Annotated in this window: 13 protein-coding genes and 1 pseudogene; 9 read left to right on the top strand and 5 right to left on the bottom strand. The window is 69.8% G+C overall.

What is annotated here, in order from left to right:
- The first annotated feature begins 122 nt into the window (after positions 1-122).
- The 3 genes from ACLJWH_RS30890 to ACLJWH_RS30880 all read left to right on the top strand — a co-directional run bounded on the left by ACLJWH_RS30890 (position 123) and on the right by ACLJWH_RS30880 (position 3,982).
- Positions 123-1,079: a FadR/GntR family transcriptional regulator gene (locus tag ACLJWH_RS30890; protein ID WP_411145065.1), complete on the top strand. Its 957-nt coding sequence runs from the start codon at positions 123-125 to the stop codon at positions 1,077-1,079.
- Positions 1,080-1,481: 402 nt separating this feature from the next.
- Complete coding sequence (locus ACLJWH_RS30885) at positions 1,482-3,032, top strand: RNA polymerase sigma factor (protein ID WP_411145064.1); 1,551 nt, start codon at positions 1,482-1,484, stop codon at positions 3,030-3,032.
- 137 nt (positions 3,033-3,169) lie between these two features.
- Positions 3,170-3,982 carry a S1 family peptidase gene (locus ACLJWH_RS30880; protein ID WP_411145063.1) on the top strand — a complete coding sequence of 271 codons (813 nt, stop codon included), beginning with the start codon at positions 3,170-3,172 and terminating at the stop codon, positions 3,980-3,982.
- Between the two features lie 120 nt (positions 3,983-4,102).
- On the opposite strand, the gene ACLJWH_RS30875 is transcribed toward ACLJWH_RS30880, so the two are convergent.
- Positions 4,103-4,333: a hypothetical protein gene (locus tag ACLJWH_RS30875; protein ID WP_052859426.1), complete on the bottom strand. Its 231-nt coding sequence runs from the start codon at positions 4,331-4,333 to the stop codon at positions 4,103-4,105.
- Between the two features lie 444 nt (positions 4,334-4,777).
- Between ACLJWH_RS30875 and ACLJWH_RS30870 the strand changes: the two genes are divergently transcribed.
- From ACLJWH_RS30870 to ACLJWH_RS30855, 4 genes are all read left to right on the top strand, one after another.
- A complete protein-coding gene (locus tag ACLJWH_RS30870; protein WP_411145062.1) occupies positions 4,778-6,898 on the top strand; it encodes a type IIA DNA topoisomerase subunit B in 2,121 nt (706 codons plus the stop codon).
- A 181-nt stretch (positions 6,899-7,079) separates the two neighbouring features.
- On the top strand, positions 7,080-7,568 hold the full coding sequence (locus tag ACLJWH_RS30865; protein WP_411145061.1) for a DUF1453 domain-containing protein: 489 nt from the start codon (positions 7,080-7,082) through the stop codon (positions 7,566-7,568).
- A 30-nt stretch (positions 7,569-7,598) separates the two neighbouring features.
- Positions 7,599-8,765 (top strand): sensor histidine kinase, encoded by a 1,167-nt coding sequence (locus ACLJWH_RS30860; RefSeq protein ID WP_411145060.1) that lies wholly within the window; start codon positions 7,599-7,601, stop codon positions 8,763-8,765.
- Entirely contained in the window at positions 8,762-9,448 is a 687-nt protein-coding gene (locus ACLJWH_RS30855) for a response regulator (RefSeq protein ID WP_411145059.1), read from the top strand. The genes ACLJWH_RS30860 and ACLJWH_RS30855 overlap by 4 nt, the downstream gene beginning before the upstream one ends.
- A 344-nt stretch (positions 9,449-9,792) precedes the next feature.
- Here ACLJWH_RS30855 and ACLJWH_RS30850 read toward each other — a convergent pair.
- From ACLJWH_RS30850 to ACLJWH_RS30840, 3 genes and pseudogenes are all read right to left on the bottom strand, one after another.
- Positions 9,793-10,335, bottom strand: a pseudogene (locus ACLJWH_RS30850) (two-component system response regulator); the annotation flags it as partial.
- Positions 10,336-11,351: 1,016 nt separating this feature from the next.
- Positions 11,352-12,362 carry a sucrase ferredoxin gene (locus ACLJWH_RS30845; RefSeq protein ID WP_411145058.1) on the bottom strand — a complete coding sequence of 337 codons (1,011 nt, stop codon included), beginning with the start codon at positions 12,360-12,362 and terminating at the stop codon, positions 11,352-11,354.
- Positions 12,363-12,773: 411 nt separating this feature from the next.
- On the bottom strand, positions 12,774-14,036 hold the full coding sequence (locus ACLJWH_RS30840; protein WP_411145057.1) for a citrate/2-methylcitrate synthase: 1,263 nt from the start codon (positions 14,034-14,036) through the stop codon (positions 12,774-12,776).
- 113 nt (positions 14,037-14,149) lie between these two features.
- Between ACLJWH_RS30840 and ACLJWH_RS30835 the strand changes: the two genes are divergently transcribed.
- Together ACLJWH_RS30835 and ACLJWH_RS30830 are read left to right on the top strand one after the other, a co-directional pair.
- Positions 14,150-15,316, top strand: coding sequence for a citrate synthase/methylcitrate synthase (locus ACLJWH_RS30835; protein ID WP_411145056.1), 1,167 nt, complete (start codon positions 14,150-14,152; stop codon positions 15,314-15,316).
- A gap of 237 nt (positions 15,317-15,553) precedes the next feature.
- Entirely contained in the window at positions 15,554-16,783 is a 1,230-nt protein-coding gene (locus ACLJWH_RS30830) for a CobW family GTP-binding protein (RefSeq protein WP_411145055.1), read from the top strand.
- A gap of 95 nt (positions 16,784-16,878) precedes the next feature.
- Here the strand turns inward: ACLJWH_RS30830 and ACLJWH_RS30825 are convergent, their stop codons facing one another.
- Positions 16,879-19,326: a DNA topoisomerase (ATP-hydrolyzing) subunit A gene (locus ACLJWH_RS30825; RefSeq protein WP_411145054.1), complete on the bottom strand. Its 2,448-nt coding sequence runs from the start codon at positions 19,324-19,326 to the stop codon at positions 16,879-16,881.
- Positions 19,327-19,528 lie beyond the last annotated feature (202 nt).

The following is a 19,528-nucleotide window of genomic DNA, read 5'->3' as shown; positions in this document are numbered from 1 at the left end:
CGCCGTAAAAAGCCCATTTCTTTCTGATAAAGCGTCAATTGCGAGATGACGGGCGATCACCCTTTCGTGTGCTTTTCACCAAAGACCTCAAGGCCGTTCAGGGTGTCGCCGACAAAGGATGCGTGAGTACCCTTGCGCACACCATGATGACCGCGGCTCGCCCCGCCGACACCGGCCTCGCAGGTCCGGGCGAGCTCGACCGCTACCCCTACGGCAATGCCGCCAGCACAGGCAGCGCCGGCAACGGAGCCGGCGCCACCGGCGCGGACCGTGCCGAGCGCGTCCCGCCGGTGTGGGACGGCACCGAAGCAGACATGGGCCGGGCCGGCCGCCGCGCGGCCGGCAGCCGCGGCCGCGGCCTGCACGGCCAACTCGTCCAGCAACTCGGCCAGATGATCGTCTCCGGCGACCTCGGCGCCGACCGCCCGCTCGTCCCCGAGGAGATCGGCCAGCGCTTCGAGGTCTCCCGCACCGTCGTCCGTGAGTCGCTGCGCGTCCTGGAGGCCAAGGGCCTGGTCAGCGCCCGCCCGAACGTCGGCACCCGGGTGCGCCCGGTCAGCGACTGGAACCTCCTCGACCCCGACATCATCGAATGGCGGGCCTACGGACCCCAGCGCGACGACCAGCGCCGGGAGCTGTGCGAGCTGCGCTGGACGATCGAACCGCTCGCCGCCAGGCTCGCCGCCGGCCACGGCCGCGAGGAGGTCCAGCAGCGGCTCGCCGACATGGTCGAGATCATGGGGCACTCCGCCGCCCAGGGCGACACCCTGACCTTCGCCCGCGCCGACGCCGAGTTCCACTCGCTGCTGCTGCAACTCGCCGGCAATCGCATGCTGGAGCACCTCTCGGGCATCGTCTCCGCGGCCCTGCACGTCTCCGGCGGCCCGGCCGGTGGCTGCGAGCGCCCGGTCGAGACGTCCGTGGGCCAGCACATGCGGATCGTCGACGCCATCGGTGCCGGCGACGCCACGGCGGCCGAATCGGCGATGCGCCAGCTCCTCGCCGCACACGGCGAGGCCGGCGGCCAGGGCCCCGGGACGCCCGTGGACCACGTCGTCCCCGCGCCCCGCGAGCACTGAAGGCCCGCATCCGAGCGTGTACGGGCCGTAGGCACCGCGGGGCCGGGTGCCCCGCACACCCCTGCGGACGGGGCGTTCCGTACGCGTCGAGGACGTACAAGACCGCCGGATCCGGGGCGTCGCCCGGATCCGGCGATGGTCTTGGGAGGATTGCATGTCATATGACAGGGAATGGGTCGTAATGGGGTGTGACTCGGGCCACGCAGATTGGGCGTAACGCTCTTCGGGGAAGCGCGATGACTTAAGAGGTGATAGCCGAGGAGGGAATACGGACGGCGTTCGTGACGCTGTTCAACTCCCCGGTTGCGCCCGCGCCGTCGGTCCATCCCCACCGGCGGTCGTCGGTTCCGGTCCGCAGTGACCGGGGCCGGAAGCCGTTTCCATCGTTCCGAGAGGTTGTTCGTGTCGGCCAGCACATCCCGTACGCTCCCGCCGGAGATCGCCGAGTCCGAGTCTGTGATGGCGCTCATCGAGCGGGGAAAGGCTGATGGGCAGATCGCCGGCGATGACGTGCGTCGGGCCTTCGAGGCTGACCAGATTCCGCCAACCCAGTGGAAGAACGTTCTGCGCAGCCTCAACCAGATCCTCGACGAGGAGGGTGTGACGCTGATGGTCAGTGCCGCAGAGGCGCCCAAGCGCACCCGCAAGAGCGTCGCAGCGAAGAGCCCGGCAAAGCGCACCGCCACCAAGACCGTCGCGGCGAAGACCGCCACGGTGAGGAAGACCACCACCGCGGCCTCCGCCTCCATGGCGGACGCATCGGCCGGTGAGTCCGAGGCCACGCCTGCCAAGAAGGCAGCGGCGAAGAAGACCGCAGCCAAGAAGACCGTGGCGAAGAAGGCCACGGCCAAGAAGACCACCGCCAAGAAGACCGGGTCCAAGAAGGACGTCGACGATCTGCTCGACGACGACGCGACCGACGAGACCCAGGCCCCCGGCAAGGGCGAGGCGGCCGAGGCCGCCGAGGGCGCCGAGAGCGCCGGCTTCGTCCTGTCGGACGACGACGAGGACGACGCCCCCGCGCAGCAGGTCGCCGCGGCCGGCGCCACCGCCGACCCGGTCAAGGACTACCTCAAGCAGATCGGCAAGGTCCCGCTCCTCAACGCAGAGCAGGAGGTCGAGCTCGCCAAGCGCATCGAAGCGGGCCTGTTCGCCGAGGACAAGCTGGCGAACTCCGACAAGCTCGCGCCGAAGCTCAAGCGTGAGCTGGAGATCATCGCCGAGGACGGCCGCCGGGCCAAGAACCACCTCCTGGAGGCCAACCTCCGGCTGGTCGTCTCCCTGGCCAAGCGCTACACCGGCCGCGGCATGCTCTTCCTGGACCTGATCCAGGAGGGCAACCTCGGTCTGATCCGCGCGGTCGAGAAGTTCGACTACACCAAGGGCTACAAGTTCTCGACCTACGCGACGTGGTGGATCCGCCAGGCCATCACCCGCGCCATGGCCGACCAGGCCCGTACGATCCGTATCCCCGTCCACATGGTCGAGGTGATCAACAAGCTCGCGCGCGTCCAGCGCCAGATGCTCCAGGACCTGGGCCGCGAGCCCACCCCGGAGGAGCTGGCCAAGGAACTCGACATGACCCCCGAGAAGGTCATCGAGGTCCAGAAGTACGGCCGCGAGCCGATCTCGCTGCACACTCCGCTGGGCGAGGACGGCGACAGCGAGTTCGGTGACCTCATCGAGGACTCCGAGGCGGTCGTCCCGGCCGACGCGGTCAGCTTCACCCTTCTCCAGGAGCAGCTGCACTCGGTGCTGGACACCCTCTCCGAGCGCGAGGCCGGCGTGGTGTCCATGCGCTTCGGCCTCACCGACGGCCAGCCCAAGACGCTGGACGAGATCGGCAAGGTCTACGGCGTCACGCGTGAGCGGATCCGTCAGATCGAGTCCAAGACCATGTCGAAGCTGCGTCACCCGTCGCGCTCGCAGGTGCTGCGCGACTACCTCGACTAGCCGAACCGGTACGGACAACGCCGCGGGCCCGGCCCCTTCCTTCACGGAGGGGCCGGGCCCGCGGCCGTCCGGGTGCGAGGCGCGGCCGGTTGACTCACCCTGGGTAGGCGATCACTGTCCTGGAGTCAGGAGTTCCGATGCGTCCGTCCGCCCGCGCTGTCCTGGGAGCCCTCGCGCTGGTCCTCGCCATACCGATACCGGCCGCCGCGGACGAATCAGTGGTGGGCGGCAGCGCCGTACGGCTGTCACAGAGCCCCTGGGCGGTGGCCCTCGCCTCCCGCCAGCGTTTCGGTGGCGAGCGCTCCGGACAGTTCTGCGGGGGCGTGCTGGTGGGCCGCTCCACGGTGGTCACGGCCGCGCACTGCCTGACCAAAGAGGTGCTCGGTGTGCCCTGGCAGCAGGTGAGTGACCTGCGGATCATCGTCGGACGCGACAACCTCGCAAGCAGCGGTGGCCAGGAGCTCAAGGCCACGAAAGTGTGGGTGAACCCCCGCTACAGCAGCTGGACGAACGAGGGCGATATGGCCGTCCTCACACTGGAGAGACCGGTCACCGACCGTCCGATCCCGATAGCCGAGCGCGACGATGATGCCTATCTCCCGGGCACGGTCGCCACGGTCTACGGCTGGGGGGACACCACCGGCGAGGGGAGCTACGCATCGCGGCTGCGTTCGGCCCGGGTGAAGGTGTTGGCGGATCCGGTCTGTGGGCGGGCCTACCCGGGGAAGAGCCCGGACCGCACCTACCGGGCCGCGTCGATGCTGTGTGCGGGAGTGCCCAGAGGCGGGCAGGACGCCTGCCAGGGCGACAGCGGCGGGCCGCTGGTGGCGCACGGGCGGCTGGTGGGGCTGGTGTCATGGGGGACGGGCTGCGGCCAGGCAGGCAGCCCCGGGGTCTATACGCGCGCGTCGGCGCTCCTCCCGGCGGTGGCCGACCACGGTGCGGACTGAGGAGCACGGGGCGGTGCAGCGCGCCGGAGCGCACGAGTGCGGGCGGCCTCCCCGATGGTGCCGGGGAAACCGCCCGTCGCACGGCCTGGGCCGCTACTCGCTCGTCGTGGATGCGATGTGTCAGCGATCCTCTTCGGTCGCCGACGCCGGAGAGGCGGTCAGCCGCTCCGTCTCGTCCTGTATTTCCGCGGCGATCTTCTTGAGTTCTGGCTCGAACTTGCGACCGTGGTGGGCGCAGAAGAGCAATTCTCCGCCGGACATCAGGACGACGCGCAGGTATGCCTGGGCGCCGCAGCGGTCGCAGCGGTCAGCGGCCGTCAGCGGGCTCGCGGGTGTCAGAACAGTAGTCACGTCGCCTCTTCTCTAGCTCGACGAGCTGTCGTACCAGGGTCAACATCCAACCAGGCCGAAAACGTTCCCGCTTGCGCCTTTTCCTCGAAAATTTTCTCCGAGCGGGCCGGGTGCTGCCGGGTGGCGGCGAATGAGCCGTATTGCGTGGTGGTCTGATTCACGTTGGTTGCTGGGGTGTGTCCTCCCGGCCGGCTTGCCGGTTGTTGATGAGGACGTGCCCGGAGCCTAAATGGTTCATGCCTCGAAGGGAACGTGATGTGCACGTCACTCGGACGTCACCCCATCGAGGGATCGAACGTACGAGCGAAATTCTACTACCATGAGCATGCGTACGGGTGGCGTCACATCGGCTCTACTGGGCCTCGGTACCCTCTCACCGGCGACACCGCCACAACCGAGTCCGCGGAATGCGGACTGCCAGAAATTCAGCGAGGAGCGAACCGCGTGACCGCCGAGATGTCCGTGCCGTCCACCGCAGTGCTGACCGGGGCAGACCGGGACGGTTCCAACTACACCGCGCGGCACCTGCTCGTCCTGGAGGGGCTGGAAGCAGTCCGCAAGCGCCCCGGTATGTACATCGGCTCGACGGACAGCCGTGGCCTGATGCACTGCCTCTGGGAGATCATCGACAATTCCGTCGACGAGGCGCTGGGCGGCTACTGCGACCACATCGAGGTGATCCTCCACGACGACTCCTCGGTGGAGGTCCGCGACAACGGCCGCGGCATCCCCGTCGACGTCGAGCCCAAGACCGGGCTCAGCGGCGTCGAGGTCGTGATGACCAAGCTGCACGCCGGCGGAAAGTTCGGCGGCGGCTCGTACGCCGCCTCCGGCGGTCTGCACGGCGTCGGTGCCTCGGTCGTCAACGCGCTCTCCGCGCGGCTCGACGTCGAGGTGGACCGCAACAGCAGAACGCACTCGATCAGCTTCCGCCGCGGCGTCCCCGGCATCTTCACCGAATCGGGCCCGGACGCCCCGTTCGACCCGGGCAACGGCCTGCTGAAGGGCAAGCGGGTCACCAAGGCGAGGACCGGCACCAGGGTGCGCTACTGGGCGGACCGGCAGATCTTCCTCAAGGACGCGAAGCTCTCCCTCGAGACCCTCTACGCCCGAGCCCGCCAGACGGCGTTCCTGGTGCCGGGACTGACCCTCGTCGTCCGTGACGAGCGCGGTATCGACGGCGCCGGCAAGTCCGAAGAGACTTTCCGCTACGACGGCGGCATCAGCGAGTTCTGCGAGTACCTCGCGCAGGACAGGGCCGTCTGTGACGTCCTGCGGCTGACCGGACAGGGCACCTTCAAGGAGACCGTGCCGGTCCTCGACGACCGCGGCCACATGACACCGACCGAGGTCACCCGCGAACTGGGCGTCGACATCGCGCTGCGCTGGGGGACCGGCTACGACTCGACCGTCCGGTCGTTCGTCAACATCATCGCGACGCCCAAGGGCGGTACCCACGTCTCCGGGTTCGAGCGGTCGGTCGCCAAGACCGTCAACGAGGCGCTGCGGGCGAGCAAGATGCTGCGCGTCGCCGAGGACGACGTCGTCAAGGACGACGCCATGGAGGGTCTCACCGCCGTCGTGACCGTACGGCTGGCGGAGCCACAGTTCGAAGGCCAGACCAAGGAGGTGCTCGGCACCTCCGCCGCCTCCCGGATCGTCGCCCAGGTGGTGAGCAAGGAGCTCAAGGCGTTCCTGACCTCCACGAAACGGGACGCCAAGCAGCAGGCCCGGTCCGTCCTGGAGAAGGTGGTGGCCGCGGCCCGTACTCGCATCGCCGCCCGTCAGCACAAGGAGGCCCAGCGGCGGAAGACGGCGCTGGAGTCCTCCTCGCTGCCGGCCAAGCTCGCCGACTGCCGCAGCGACGACGTCGACCGCAGCGAACTGTTCATCGTCGAGGGCGACTCGGCGCTGGGCACCGCGAAACTGGCGCGCAATTCGGAGTTCCAGGCGCTGCTGCCGATCCGCGGCAAGATCCTCAACGTCCAGAAGTCATCGGTCTCGGACATGCTCAAGAACGCCGAGTGCGGATCCATCATCCAGGTCATAGGAGCCGGGTCCGGCCGCACCTTCGACATCGACACGGCCCGCTACGGCAAGGTCATCTTCCTCGCCGACGCGGATGTCGACGGCGCGCACATCCGCTGTCTGCTGCTGACCCTCTTCCAGCGCTACATGCGTCCGATGGTCGAACAGGGCCGGGTCTTCTCCGCCGTTCCGCCGCTGCACCGCGTCGAACTGATCAACCCCAAAAAGGGCCAGGAAAAGTACGTCTACACCTACTCGGACAACGAGCTGCGCCAGACCCTGCTGGAACTCCAGCGCAAGAACGTCCGCTACAAGGACAGCATCCAGCGCTACAAGGGACTGGGCGAAATGGATGCCGACCAGCTGGCCGAGACCACCATGGACCCGCGCCACCGCACGCTGCGTCGCATCAACATCAGCGATCTCGAGGCGGCGGAGAAGGCGTTCGACCTCCTGATGGGCAACGAGGTCGCTCCCCGCAAGGAGTTCATCACCAACTCCGCGTCCACCCTGGACCGTTCGCGCATCGACACCTGAGCCGGCCGCGGGTCTTACGGGAACCGGCCGCAGGTCCCTACGGGCGTCTGTCCACCCACGGGTGGAGAGGCGCCCGTCGCGATGTCCACCTCCGCCCCACCCTGGCTCCGATCCGGCCGGTGGCGCCGCTCCGTAGCGTCGTGGATGTCATCGAAGAGACCAGTCCCCGGAGGCTCAGGACATGAGTGGCCTGATGAACATCCTCGTGATCGTCGCGGTTGTCGCGATCGTTTTCGCCAGGCAGTTCAAGGAGCGACGCATCACCACGGACAACAAGAGGTGGTGGGTACTGCCCGTCGTACTCGCCGTCGTGGCGCTCCGGGAACCCGGGCTCCTGGACCCCTCGCACCACACGGCGGCCGCGGTGCTGCTCGCCGCGCAACTCATGATCGGACTGGCCGGCGGCGCCGCCTGGGCCTGGACCACACGCATGTGGACGGACGGCGAAGGCGCCGTCTGGACGAAGGGCGGCTGGGCGACCGCGGGGGTCTGGATCGGCAGTATGGCACTGCGTATCGGTCTCTTCGCGGTCGGCGCCCCCCTCGGCATCCACCTGGGCGGCCCGGCCACGATGCTCTCCATCGCCGCCATGCTGCTGACCCGTACCGGCGTCACCACCTGGAGGGCCCAGTCCCTGCGTCCGGCGTACCGTGTCCCTGCCGCGGGCTGAGCCCCGTCGCCGCCCGCAGGAAGGACGACTGTGCCGCTGAACGCCTGGACGAGCTGGCCCTTGCGGGAAGCCCTCTCCCGTGAGGACCGCAACGGGGCCCGGCTGTGGATCGGCCGGGGCCTGCGCATCCTCGTACTGGCAGGTCTGCTGTGGGGCACCTTGGCGGAACGGGTCTTCCGCGGCTGGGGCCTGGTCGCGGGGATCGCCGGGCTCGCGCTGAGCATGCTCGCCTTCGTAGGCTTCTTCCGGATGACCCTCCGACGCCGCCTGTGGCCGTCCGTCGGACTGCTCCTGGTACCGGCGGTCACCGCGTTCGCCTGTCACGCGTACGGAGCACGGCTGCCCGCCATCGTCCTGTGGTGTGTCTGCGCGATCACCGCGATGGAACGACTGCCGCTGAGCGCCGCCCTGCCGTGCGCCGCGGCCGCCCTGGGCGTGTACGCCGCACTGAACACCGACAGCTGGCCGGCGACCACGGCGACCACCGTGGGAATGGCGCTGGTGGGCTACGTAGTGCGGCTGGACGCGGAAGCGCGCGGTAACGCCCATCGGCTGCTGGCACAGGAACGGGCCGCGCGTAAGGCCGAAGCCGAAACCGCGGCGCTCGCCGAACGGGGGCGGATCGCCCGCGAGATCCACGACGTCCTCGCACACAGCCTGAGCGCCCAGCTCGTGCACCTGGAGGCGGCCCGGCTGCTGATCCAGCACAGCACCGACCTGGAGGCGGACCGTGCAAAGCTCCTGGAACGGGTGGTGGCGTGCCGGGGGATGGCCAGGGAAGGGCTGGACGGCACCCGTGAGGCCCTTTCGGCGCTCCGGGGTGAGATGGTCCCGGTCGAGGACTTCCTTCGCGAACTGACCGCCGCTGAGGGTGCGCGGCTGGATGTGGCCGGGAAACACCGTGCGCTCGCGCCGGAGGCCGCCCTCGCGGTCCGCAGGGTGGCCCAGGAAGCCCTGACGAACGTGCGCAAGCACGCGCCGGGCGCCCGGGTGAGCGTGCGGCTGGAGTACACCGAGGGGAATGTGGGCCTTGTGGTACGTGACTCGGGCGGGCGTGGGAAGCCTGGTGAACTCGCCCGAAGCGGTTCCGGGTACGGTCTGCTGGGCATGCGGGAGCGGGCGGAACTCCTCGGCGGAACGTTGGAGTCCGGCCCCGATGAGGAGGGTTTCGTGGTGCGATTGCGGGTGCCGGCATGACGGCGCGCACGGTGGCACGCGTCGTGGTCGCCGACGACCAGACGGTGGTGCGTGAGGGGATCGTGATGCTTCTGGGGCTGCTGCCGGGCATCGCGGTCGTCGGATCAGCCGCGGATGGCGAGGAGGCGGTCCGTATCGTTGCCGAACTGACTCCCGACGTCGTCCTGATGGACCTGCGGATGCCGCGCTGCGACGGCGTCGAGGCGACCCGCCGCATCCGCGCGGAGCACCCGGGCACCCAGGTCGTGGTGCTCACGACCTACGCCGACGACGATTCGCTCTTCCCCGCGCTCCGGGCCGGCGCCCGCGGCTACCTCACCAAGGACGCGGACGGCGAAGAAATCGTCCGCGCCATCGACGATGTGCTGTCGGGAGACGCCGGACTGTCACCGAAGATCCAGCGCAGGCTGCTGGAGCGCCTCGCGGAGCCCGTACGGACCCTGCCCGAGCCGTCGGACGAGCCCCCGGACGGGCTGACCGCCCGCGAGGTGGAGGTGCTGCGGCTCGTCGCCGAGGGGCAGTCGAATCCGGAGATCGCACGCACCTTGCATGTCTCCACCGCGACGGTCAAGACCCACATCAACAATCTCTTCGCCAAAGCGGGGCTGCGGGACCGGGCCCAGGCGATCCATTACGCGTACCGCCACGGCCTCGCAGAGCCGCCGGGACGGCCCCCCACCTGAGGACGTGGAGGATGCGGAAGGGTTCGGCAGGGTCTACATATGGATTCGGATTCGGAGGGATCCGAATGCAATGGTCGTCCGGGGTCTTTCCTCCCCTATGCCCATCTTTGACGCGCCGAGTCAACGGGACTGTGCAGCAGGGAGCGTTCTGTGAACGGGTGGGACGGGCGGGACAGGGCTGTGCGGCGGGTGAGCCATGAGCTGTGCGGTGCGGCGAAGCGCCGACTCCCAGGACGGTAATCGGTGTTCGGCGACCACCGGACTCTGGCGTCAGTCCTGTTCAAGGCTTTCGTAGCCATAACGCTCGGATTCACCGGCGGGAACAGTGGGCGCAGGCACGGTTCCCACTCGCAATGGTGCTCGGGGCGGCCGGTTTCGCCGTACCTGAGGGTGAGGCGGACCTGGTCGGCGCGTTCGAGGAACTTGAGGTAGCGCTGGGCGGCCTGTCGGCTCAATCCCGCCTGAAGGGTGACGCTCTGGGCGGACAACGGAGCGTCGGCGGACCGTAGTACGGAGCGGACGCGATCGGCGGTGGGGCAGGGGAATGCCCCTTGGGGAGCTCGGCAGGGCCGGCCGTGGCGGGCCAACGCCCCGAAGGTCCGGTCGACTTCGGACTGCTCCGCCTGGCCACCGCCTTCGAAGGTGCGGTGCTGCGCCGCGTATCCCTCCAACTTGGAGCGCAGGCCCGCAAAGGTGAACGGCTTGACCAGATAGTGCATTGCACCCTGCCATACGGCGGCCTGTGCGGTCGCGATGTCGCGGGCCGCATGAGCCTCGGCGGCCGTGTGGGCGAGACACGTGACGCGGAATCCCGTGACCTTCGCGATATACGCTGCCTTGATCTGCGCCACCTGCACGTCGTCGTCCACGACCAGCACGTTGATCACCGGCCGGTTCCCGTGGCATCTCCGGATCGACGGGCACCTTCGGTGCCGTCGGGACTCACGGTGGCGCTGGCGTCCGTGGGTGTTGTGTGGCGAGCTGGCGCTTCGCGCGGCTCAGGAAAACCATCGGGTTCGGCGCTGAGCGGGGCGAGAAAAACAGGCCGGTCACGAGTGCGGTGACACCGGTGGCGATGGCCAGTTGCACCATCAGGACCTGTGCGAAGACCCGGCGCGGCCAGCCAGGCGGAGTCGGGACAGGGGCAGCCCGGGAAATGCCAGCCGACCGTCGGCCGAGGGCGGGCCGTCGCCGGCCGACCGGATGGGGCCGGGTGTGTCGGCAGCGCTTGGCCTATCTGTAGGGGCATCAGAATGCGGCGGTTCAGCAAGAGATGGTGCGGGCCCCGACGGCTCTACGGCGCTCGGCCGTGAAACCGGTTCTTCCTTCTCGCCCATATGAACGAGCAGTAGATGCGGCGAGGGCCAGGGCGGAGTTTGTGCTGCGCCGGTTCCGGAGGGCGATGGGGCACGCCTTCTGACGGGGCGGTGGAGGACAGAGGAAGCCCCGCGGAGTTATCCACAGGCATTTCGGCCGCAGATTGTGTGCGCTTACTCTCGCAGAGTGAAGGCTGGCCGCTGTGCCGTGGGTGAACGTGCTGCCGACGTCTGCCTGGTGCCGAGTCCGTGGCGAGCTCGGCGTCGAAGCGGCGTCAAGGGTTGGGCACCGGCCGAGGTATGGCTGAGCGCGGAGCGTGGTGTGCAAGGAACGGCAGGAGGGGGCGGCCATGAGGCCGATGGAGGTCCGAGCGGACAGGGGATGGGGCATGGCAGCGCGGGGCGGCGGGAGCCCGATTTCGGCGTGGCAGGCGGTGGGGACTGCGCTTGGCCTGGGGCTTGTTGTGACGCTGGGGCTGACGATGGGCGTGGCGCTGGCGCGGTGCCGGCGAATGTGCGAGGCGCCGCAAGGTCAGGCGTGCCGGAAGGGATGGGAAGAAACGGGCGAGCGGCGCCGGTCGTCGGCTTCAGACGAGCGTATGGAAGGGCGAGGAGGGCCACGTCGGCAGGGTGGCGCCCGTGACAGCGGTGATGGAGGTGACCGTCATACGCGCCGGTGGACCGAGCGGCGCACCACAGCTGGCGGGCGCCGGAGCACCGTCGGCCCGCTGCTCCACCGTGACCCGCCAGGTACGGCCGTCGGAATGCGCGACCGAAACAGTCCAGCTGGGACAGTTTCCCGTGAGCGTCCGGCTACCAGCCGCCGGGCCGTCGGCCCGCACCGGTTCGGCCCGCACCGCGTCGGTCCGTATGACGTCGAGTGCGTCCGCCCGCTCCTCCCGGATCAGCTCGCGGACCGCGAGGTCGGCGGCCTGGGCGGGGCGGTCCCAGGTGGAGCGGCCGCGGCAGTGGTCCAGGCTGATCCGGCCGTCGTGGGCGGCCTCGACGGCGTCCTTGACCAGGTCCGTGGTGGCCCGTCCGTAGGCGTAGCCGTAGGGCAGGACGAAGAGTGTGGGGGAGAAGCGGTGTCCGCCGATGTGGGTGACCTCCCACACCTCGGCTCCGTCGGCGGCGAGTTCGGCGGCCAGCGGCCGGCCGAGAAGGGCGCAGCACCGGTCTCGCTTGCCGTTGGTGCAGACGAGGACCAGTGGCTCGCCGTCGTACGGCTCCCAGACACCGCCGTGCTCACCGGTCCCCAGCGCTGCGAAGTCGAGGCGGAGAAGCGCGTTCGGGTCGGTGACGGTCGTCGTACGGACCCAGGTCCGGCCGGGGGCGGTATGGGCGAGGTAGACGCGGCGGCGGGGGAGACTGTGGCAGTCGGGGTGCCGGCCGGGGCGGCGGATGAGCGCGACGCGTACGTCTGTGCCGTCCACGGCCGCCTCCAGGGCGCGTCCGGTGCGTGGATCGAGATGGCTGTCGGTCAGCGCCTGGGCGCCCCACGGGCCGGTCTGCTCGACAAGCAGCCAGGTCCGGGCGGTAGCCGCGGTGCCGGACACGGGCTCGGCCGATTCGCGGGAGGCAGTAGCGCAGGTGCTCACAAAGGTGAGCCTAACCTGCCGCGACGGAAGCGGAATCCGGGCAGGCGGCCAAAGACTGACCGCAGGCGTCGACAACGTCCGTGAGCTCCGCGCGGTCGCCTCGCACGGTTCGAATTCCATGGCGGTGCAGGGGACGATCTGCCTGCCCCTGCGGCGCTTCGTGAGGCAGGGCAGTGTCCGCGTCAGCTGCGTGTACCCACCCGCTCCGCGACTTGTCGGCAGGGATCGAGGCGATGACCATGCAGCGCCTGGCGCCGGTGAACGGACTGTTGTCACCTTGGCGTGGGCCTGCGACTCCCCTGAGCGCGGCAGTTCTCCGCGGGTGGTGTGAGCCATCGAGGAGATCGGCCAAGAGGCGGGCGATGGTGACGGCGTCACCTACAGGCAGACCGCGATCATGGAACGGGGACTTCAGGAGGGCAGCGGGCACGGCGGGCGAGGGCCGGTGTACTGCCCGCTGGGGCGCATCCGCAGGGGGCGCTCGGCGTACTCCTCCAGTGCGTGCGCGATCCAGCCGGCCGTACGGGCGATGGCGAAGACCGTTTCACCTGCTTCGGCAGGCATCCCCGCCGACACCGTCAGTACGGCGAGCGCGAGGTCGATGTTGGCGTGCAGCTCGGTGTGCCGGGCCGTGGTGGTGATCACTTCGCGCGCCGCCTGCAATGCCGGCCGCGCCTGCGGTACGTCCTCTAGCAGCCCGAAGAGGGTGCGGGCCCGGGGATCCTCACCGGGGTAGAGGCGGTGCCCCAGGCCCGGTACCCGGCGCCCGGCCCGCAGATGATCGGCGACGACTGCGGCCGCGCTGCCCCGCTCCAGCACCTCCAGCAGCATCCGGTGCGCGAGCCCGCTCGCCGCGCCGTGCACGGCGCCATCCAGTGCTCCGAACCCGGCAGAGACGATTGCGTACGGATGGGCGCGCGCTGAGGCGGCGACCCTGACGGCCAGTGTCGATGCGGCGAGATCGTGGTCGATGAGCAGCACCAGCGCAGCATCCAGGACGCGCAGCGACGCCGCGCCGGCCGGTGCTGAGGTCAGCCGCGACCACAGCCGCGGGGCGAGCGACTGCGCGTCGCACTGGCCGGGGGCCTGTAGCGGCAGGGCGTCGACCAGGGTCGGGATCAGGCTGCGGGCGGTGTCGAGCACGGCGGTCTCGGACAGATCGAAGCGCAGCGGGTCGGCGGCCGCCGCGGCGATCAGGGCGACCCGCAGCCGGTCCATCGGCCCGCTGTGTGCAGGCAGTGCCTGTACCGCTCGGCGGGCCGCGGCCAGGGCGTCGGGCGGTGCGGTGAAACGGATCCCGTGGCGCAGCGCACCGGTCCACAGCCACTCGGCGACTTCCTCGTAGCCGTACTGAGCGGCGAGCTCGGAGGTGTCGACACCGCGGAAGTAGCAGTGGTCGCGGTCGATGAGGGTGATGCTCGTACGGACCGCCAACTCGCCTCCGGAGGCCGAGGGCTCGCGGCGTCTGCCACGCCGTGAGAGTGCGTCGACCTCCTTCACGTCGAAGGTGCTGCCGCGGCCGCCCGGCTCGCGGCGGCTGGTCAGCTGACCGCGGCTGACGTACGCGTACACCGTCTCGGGCTTCACGCCCAGCCGGTCGGCTGCCTCCCGGGTGCTCAGCCGCTGCCCAGCCGTGTCGTGAGACGTGCCGTGATCCGTGTCCTGATCCGCCATGGGGTCACCGTATCCACCCACATTGATATTGATGCAATCAATATTGACACCCAATGCGTCAAGCATAGACAGTCAGATCAATATCTGGGGGACGGAGAGCAAGGAGATCCGCTATGCCGATCGCTGAGGCGAACGCACCGATGGACGCACCCCGCGGGCTCGCGGGCGTCATCGTCACCGAGACCGAACTGGGCGATGTCCGGGGTCTTGAGGGCTTTTACCACTACCGCCAGTACTCCGCCGTCGAGCTGGCCACGGCCCGTACCTTCGAGGACGTCTGGTACCTGATGTTCCACGGCGAGTTGCCGGACGCGGCGCAGCTGGCGGCCTTTACGGCCGACACCGCCGCACTGCGCTCTCTGCCCGCCGCCGTACGCGACGCACTGCCCGCCATCGCCCACGCAAGCGCTCTCTCCGGCCCGCTCGCCGGGCTGCGCACCGCGTTCTCACTGCTCGGCGCGACGGCCGGCTTCCGGCCGCTGTACGACATCGGCCCCGACCGCCGCCGCGCGGACGCGCTCACCGCCTGCGCCGCCGTACCGACGCTGCTGACCGCCCTCCACCGACTCGGCCAGGGACACCAGCCGATCGAGCCGCGCACGGATCTGTCCTACGCCGCCAACTACCTCTACATGCTCACCGGCCGTGAGCCGGAGCCGCACCGGGTCCGGGCGATCGAGACGTATCTGATCTCCACCATCGACCACGGCTTCAACGCCTCGACCTTCACCGCCCGCGTCATCACCTCCACCGGTGCCGATCTCGCGGCCTGCCTCGTCGGTGCCGTCGGCGCGCTCTCCGGGCCGCTGCACGGTGGCGCGCCCAGCCGCGCCCTGGACACTCTCGACGCCATCGGCACACCGGAGCGCATCGACCCCTGGATCCGCGAGCGGGTGCTGCGGGGCGACCGGATCATGGGCTTCGGGCACCCCGTCTACCGCACTGAGGACCCGCGCTCCCGGATGCTGCGCGGTATCGCCGAGGAGTTCGGCGGTCCGCTGGTGGAATTCGCCGTCCAGGTGGAGGCGCGGGTCGAGGCGCTGCTGGCCGAGCTCAAACCCGGCCGCGAGCTGCACACCAATGTGGAGTTCTACGCGGGCGTCGTCATGGAGCTGTGCGGCCTGCCGCGCGAGATGTTCACCCCCACCTTCTGCGCCGCCCGCGTCGTCGGCTGGAGCGCCAACATCCTGGAGCAGGCCGAGGACTCGAAGATCATCCGTCCGGCGGCCCGGTATGTCGGCCCGCCCACGCCCCAGCCGCTGCCCGCCATCGTGCGCTGACGGACCGCACGTACGCCGGCCCCTGGCCCTGGCCCCGCCCCCGGCCCCCGGGCCGCGAGCGCCCGACGGTGTGCGGCGGGTGGCGTGGACGGCAGGCGCCGGACGGGGCGGGCCGGGACCGGTGGGCGGGACGCAGGGCGGCCGGGCACGGCCCGTGCCGGCGGTGGTCCGTTACGATCGGCAGCCCGTCCGCGGCCGGTCCGCGCGGCCCGCCACCCGCACCATGGAGGCGCTCCCTTGGCCCCGCAACAGATCCCCGTCGTCGTCCTCGCGGGTTTCCTCGGGTCGGGCAAGACCACCCTCCTCAACCACCTGCTCGGCACCGGCGACGGCACCCGTATCGGTGCGATCGTCAACGATTTCGGCAGCATCGAGATCGACGCGATGACCGTCGCCGGACAGGTGGACTCGATGGTCTCGCTCGGCAACGGCTGCCTGTGCTGTGCCGTCGACACCAGCGAACTCGACACCTACCTGGAGCGACTCTCCCGCCCCGCCGCCCGCATCGACGTGATCGTCATCGAGGCCAGCGGCCTGGCCGAGCCCCAGGAGCTCATCCGGATGATCCTCGCCAGTGAGAACGACCGGATCGTCTACGGCGGGCTGACCGAGGTCATCGACGCCGCCGAGTTCGCCGCCACTCGTGCCCGGCACCCCGAACTGGACCGGCACGTGGCCATCGCCGATCTCGTCGTGCTCAACAAGGCCGACCGCATCTCGGACGCGGCGCGCCAGGAGCTCATGGACACCCTCGCGGACCTCGCTCCCGGCAGGCCGGTGCTCTGCACGGCCTACGGGCGGATCGACCCGGAGCTGTTCTTCGACCGCGGACCGGGTGAGGACCGCGACGCGGCCATCCGCCAGCTGTCCTTCGAGGACCTGCTGCGCGAGACCGCCGCGGACCGTACCGGTGCCCCCGGCCGCCGCGCCCTGGACACCCGGACCGGCGACCGGGCCGGAGACCACACCGGCGACTGCACCGCAGGCCGCACCAACGACTGCACCAACGACTGGGCCAACGACCGTGACGGCGACTGCGGCAGCCACGACGGGCATGAGGGGCATGAGGGGCACGACCACGGCCCCGGCGAGTCCTGCACCCACCTCCACGCCGCCTACCGGAGCGTCGAGTTCACCTCCCATGAGCCGATGAACCCGCGCTGGCTGATGGAATTTCTCGACAGCCGTCCCACCGGCCTCTACCGCATCAAGGGCTTCGTCCACTTCGACGTCCCCGGCAGCCGTCAGAAGTTCACCCTGCACGCGGTGGGCGACTTCCTGCGTTTCTACGTCTCACCTTGGGAACGCGGTGCGGAACGCCTCACCCAACTCGTCCTGATCGGCAGCGGCATCGACGCGCAGGCACTGCACAAGGAACTCATGAACTGCCGCGACACCCCGCCACGGGAGACTTCCGAGCACAGCATGTGGGGCGTCCTGCGCTATGTCGCCGCCCGCACGGAGTGAGGGAAGAGGGAACAGAAAAGGAACAGAAAAGGAAGAAACGACTCCGGCCCGAGAGATCCCCCCCCCGGGCCGGAACGTGATCCCCTGCCCCTCGTCTACACCGGTCCTGCCAGCGCGGTCACCGGCTTGAGCAGCGGCATCCCCGAGCCGTCTCGCCGCGGGTCGGCCTCCGGCAGCTCCACGGGAGCGCCCTTGGCGTCCGCCGCCCGTGCCGGCGCGGCGCCGGCCCAGGCCAGTGTCAGGCAGTCCTCGCCCTTCAGGAACCGCTGGCAGCGCACCCCGCCGGTCGCCCGGCCCTTGCGCGGATACTGGTCGAACGGTGTGAGCTTGGCCGTCGCCGCCGAGTCGTCCAGCGTGCCGTGCGATCCGGCGACCGTGAACACCATCGCGTCGGCCGCCGGATCGACCGCGGCGAAGGCGATCACCTTCGCGCCGTCGCCCAGCTTGATGCCCGCCATACCGCCCGCCGGTCGGCCCTGCGGCCGTACCTGCGACGCCTGGTAGCGCAGCAGCTGCGCCTCGTTGGTGATGAAGACGAGGTCCTCCTCGCCCGTGCGCAGCTCGGCCGCGCCGACGATCCGGTCACCGTCCTTGAGGGTGATGACCTCCAGCTCGTCCTTGTTGGACGGATAGTCGGGCACCACCCGCTTGACGACACCCTGCTCCGTGCCGAGCGCCAGGCCCGGCGACGACTCGTCCAGCGTCATCAGACACACCAGCAGCTCGCCGTCCCGCAACGACAGGAACTCCGACAGCGGCGCGCCACCGGAGAGGCTGGGCGCCGCGGCGGTGTCCGGGAGCTGCGGCAGATCGATCACCGAGATCCGCAGCAGCCGCCCCGCGGACGTCACCGCGCCCACCTCACCGCGGGTCGTCGCCGGCACCGCGGAGACGATCACGTCGTGCTTGACGCGCTTGGCGTCGGCGTCGAACGGCACCTCGCCGGTGGCCGTACGTGCCAGCAGCCCCGTCGAGGACAGCAGCACCCGGCACGGGTCGTCGGAGACCTCCAGCGGCACCGACGCGACCGGGGCGCCCGCCGACTCCAGCAGCACCGTCCGCCGCTCCGTGCCGTACTTCTTCGCCACCGCGGCCAGTTCGCCGGAGACCAGCTTGCGCAGCTCGGTGTCCGAATCCAGGATCCGGGTCAGCTCCTCGATCTCGGCCCGCAGCCGGTCGCGCTCCGACTCCAGCTCGATGCGGTCGAACTTGGTCAGCCGGCGCAGCGGGGTGTCGAGGATGTACTGCGTCTGGATGTCGCTCAGCGAGAAGCGCTCGATCAGCCGCTCCTTGGCCTGCGCGCTGTTCTCACTGGAGCGGATGAGCCGGATGACCTCGTCGATGTCGACGAGCGCGGTCAGCAGCCCCTCCACCAGGTGGAGGCGGTCGCGCCGCTTGCCGCGCCGGAACTCGCTGCGCCGGCGCACCACCTCGAAGCGGTGGTCGACATAGACCTCCAGCAGTTCCTTGAGGCCCAGGGTCAGCGGCTGGCCGTCCACCAGCGCGACGTTGTTGATGCCGAAGGACTCCTCCATCGGCGTGAGCTTGTAGAGCTGCTCCAGGACGGCCTCGGGGTGGAAACCGTTCTTGACCTCGATCACCAGCCGCAGGCCGTGTTCGCGGTCGGTGAGGTCCTTGACATCGGCGATGCCCTGGAGCCGCTTCGCGCCGACCAGGTCCTTGATCTTGGAGATGACCTTCTCGGGACCGACGGAGAAGGGGAGTTCGGTGACGACCAGGCCCTTGCGGCGGGCCGTGACGTTCTCGACCGTGACCGTCGCACGGATCTTGAACGTGCCGCGGCCCTTCTCGTACGCGTCCCGCACGCCGCCCAGGCCCACGATCCGGCCACCCGTCGGCAAATCCGGACCCGGCACGAAACGCATCAGGGTGTCGAGATCGGCGTTCGGGTGCTTGATCAGATGGCGGGCCGCGGCGATGACCTCGCCCAGGTTGTGCGGCGGCATGTTCGTCGCCATACCGACCGCGATGCCGGACGCGCCGTTGACGAGGAGGTTGGGATACGCGGCGGGGAGGGCGACCGGCTCCTGCTCCTGGCCGTCGTAGTTCGGTGTGAAGTCGACGGTGTCCTCGTCGATGGACTCCGTCATCAGGGACGTCGCCGACGCCATCCGGCATTCGGTGTACCGCATCGCGGCGGGCGGGTCGTCATTGCCCAGCGAGCCGAAGTTGCCGTGGCCGTCCACCAGCGGCAGCCGCATCGAGAACGGCTGCGCCATGCGCACCAGGGCGTCGTAGATCGACGCGTCGCCGTGCGGGTGGAGCTTGCCCATCACCTCGCCGACGACCCGGGCGCACTTGACGTAACCGCGCTCGGGCCGCAGGCCCATCTCGTTCATCTGGTACAGGATGCGGCGGTGCACGGGCTTGAGGCCGTCGCGGGCGTCCGGCAGGGCGCGGGAGTAGATGACCGAATACGCGTACTCGAGGAAGGAACCCTGCATCTCGTCGACGACGTCGATGTCGAGGATCCTCTCCTCGAAGTCGTCCGGCGGCGGGGTCTTCGTGCTGCGGCGGGCCATCGCGGCTGCGGCTCCTTCTGCTGCGTCTACTGCCGATGTCGGGTCAACGGTGCTGGACCGTCCGGCCGGGGAGCCGGCCGGGGATCAGCCGGCGGTCTGCCTGAGTCTGATCCGGACCATTGTGGACCGCCCCACTGACAACGCTGACCGCGACTCCCCCTTCGGGTCACCGCCGACGGGCCCGTAACCCCTCGTACGGGGC

The sequence above is a fragment of the Streptomyces sp. x-80 genome (assembly GCF_046549095.1).
Lineage (GTDB): Bacteria > Actinomycetota > Actinomycetes > Streptomycetales > Streptomycetaceae > Streptomyces > Streptomyces celluloflavus.
The sequence above is the reverse complement of the archived record's forward strand: the minus strand, read 5'-3'. Positions and strand labels throughout refer to the sequence as shown.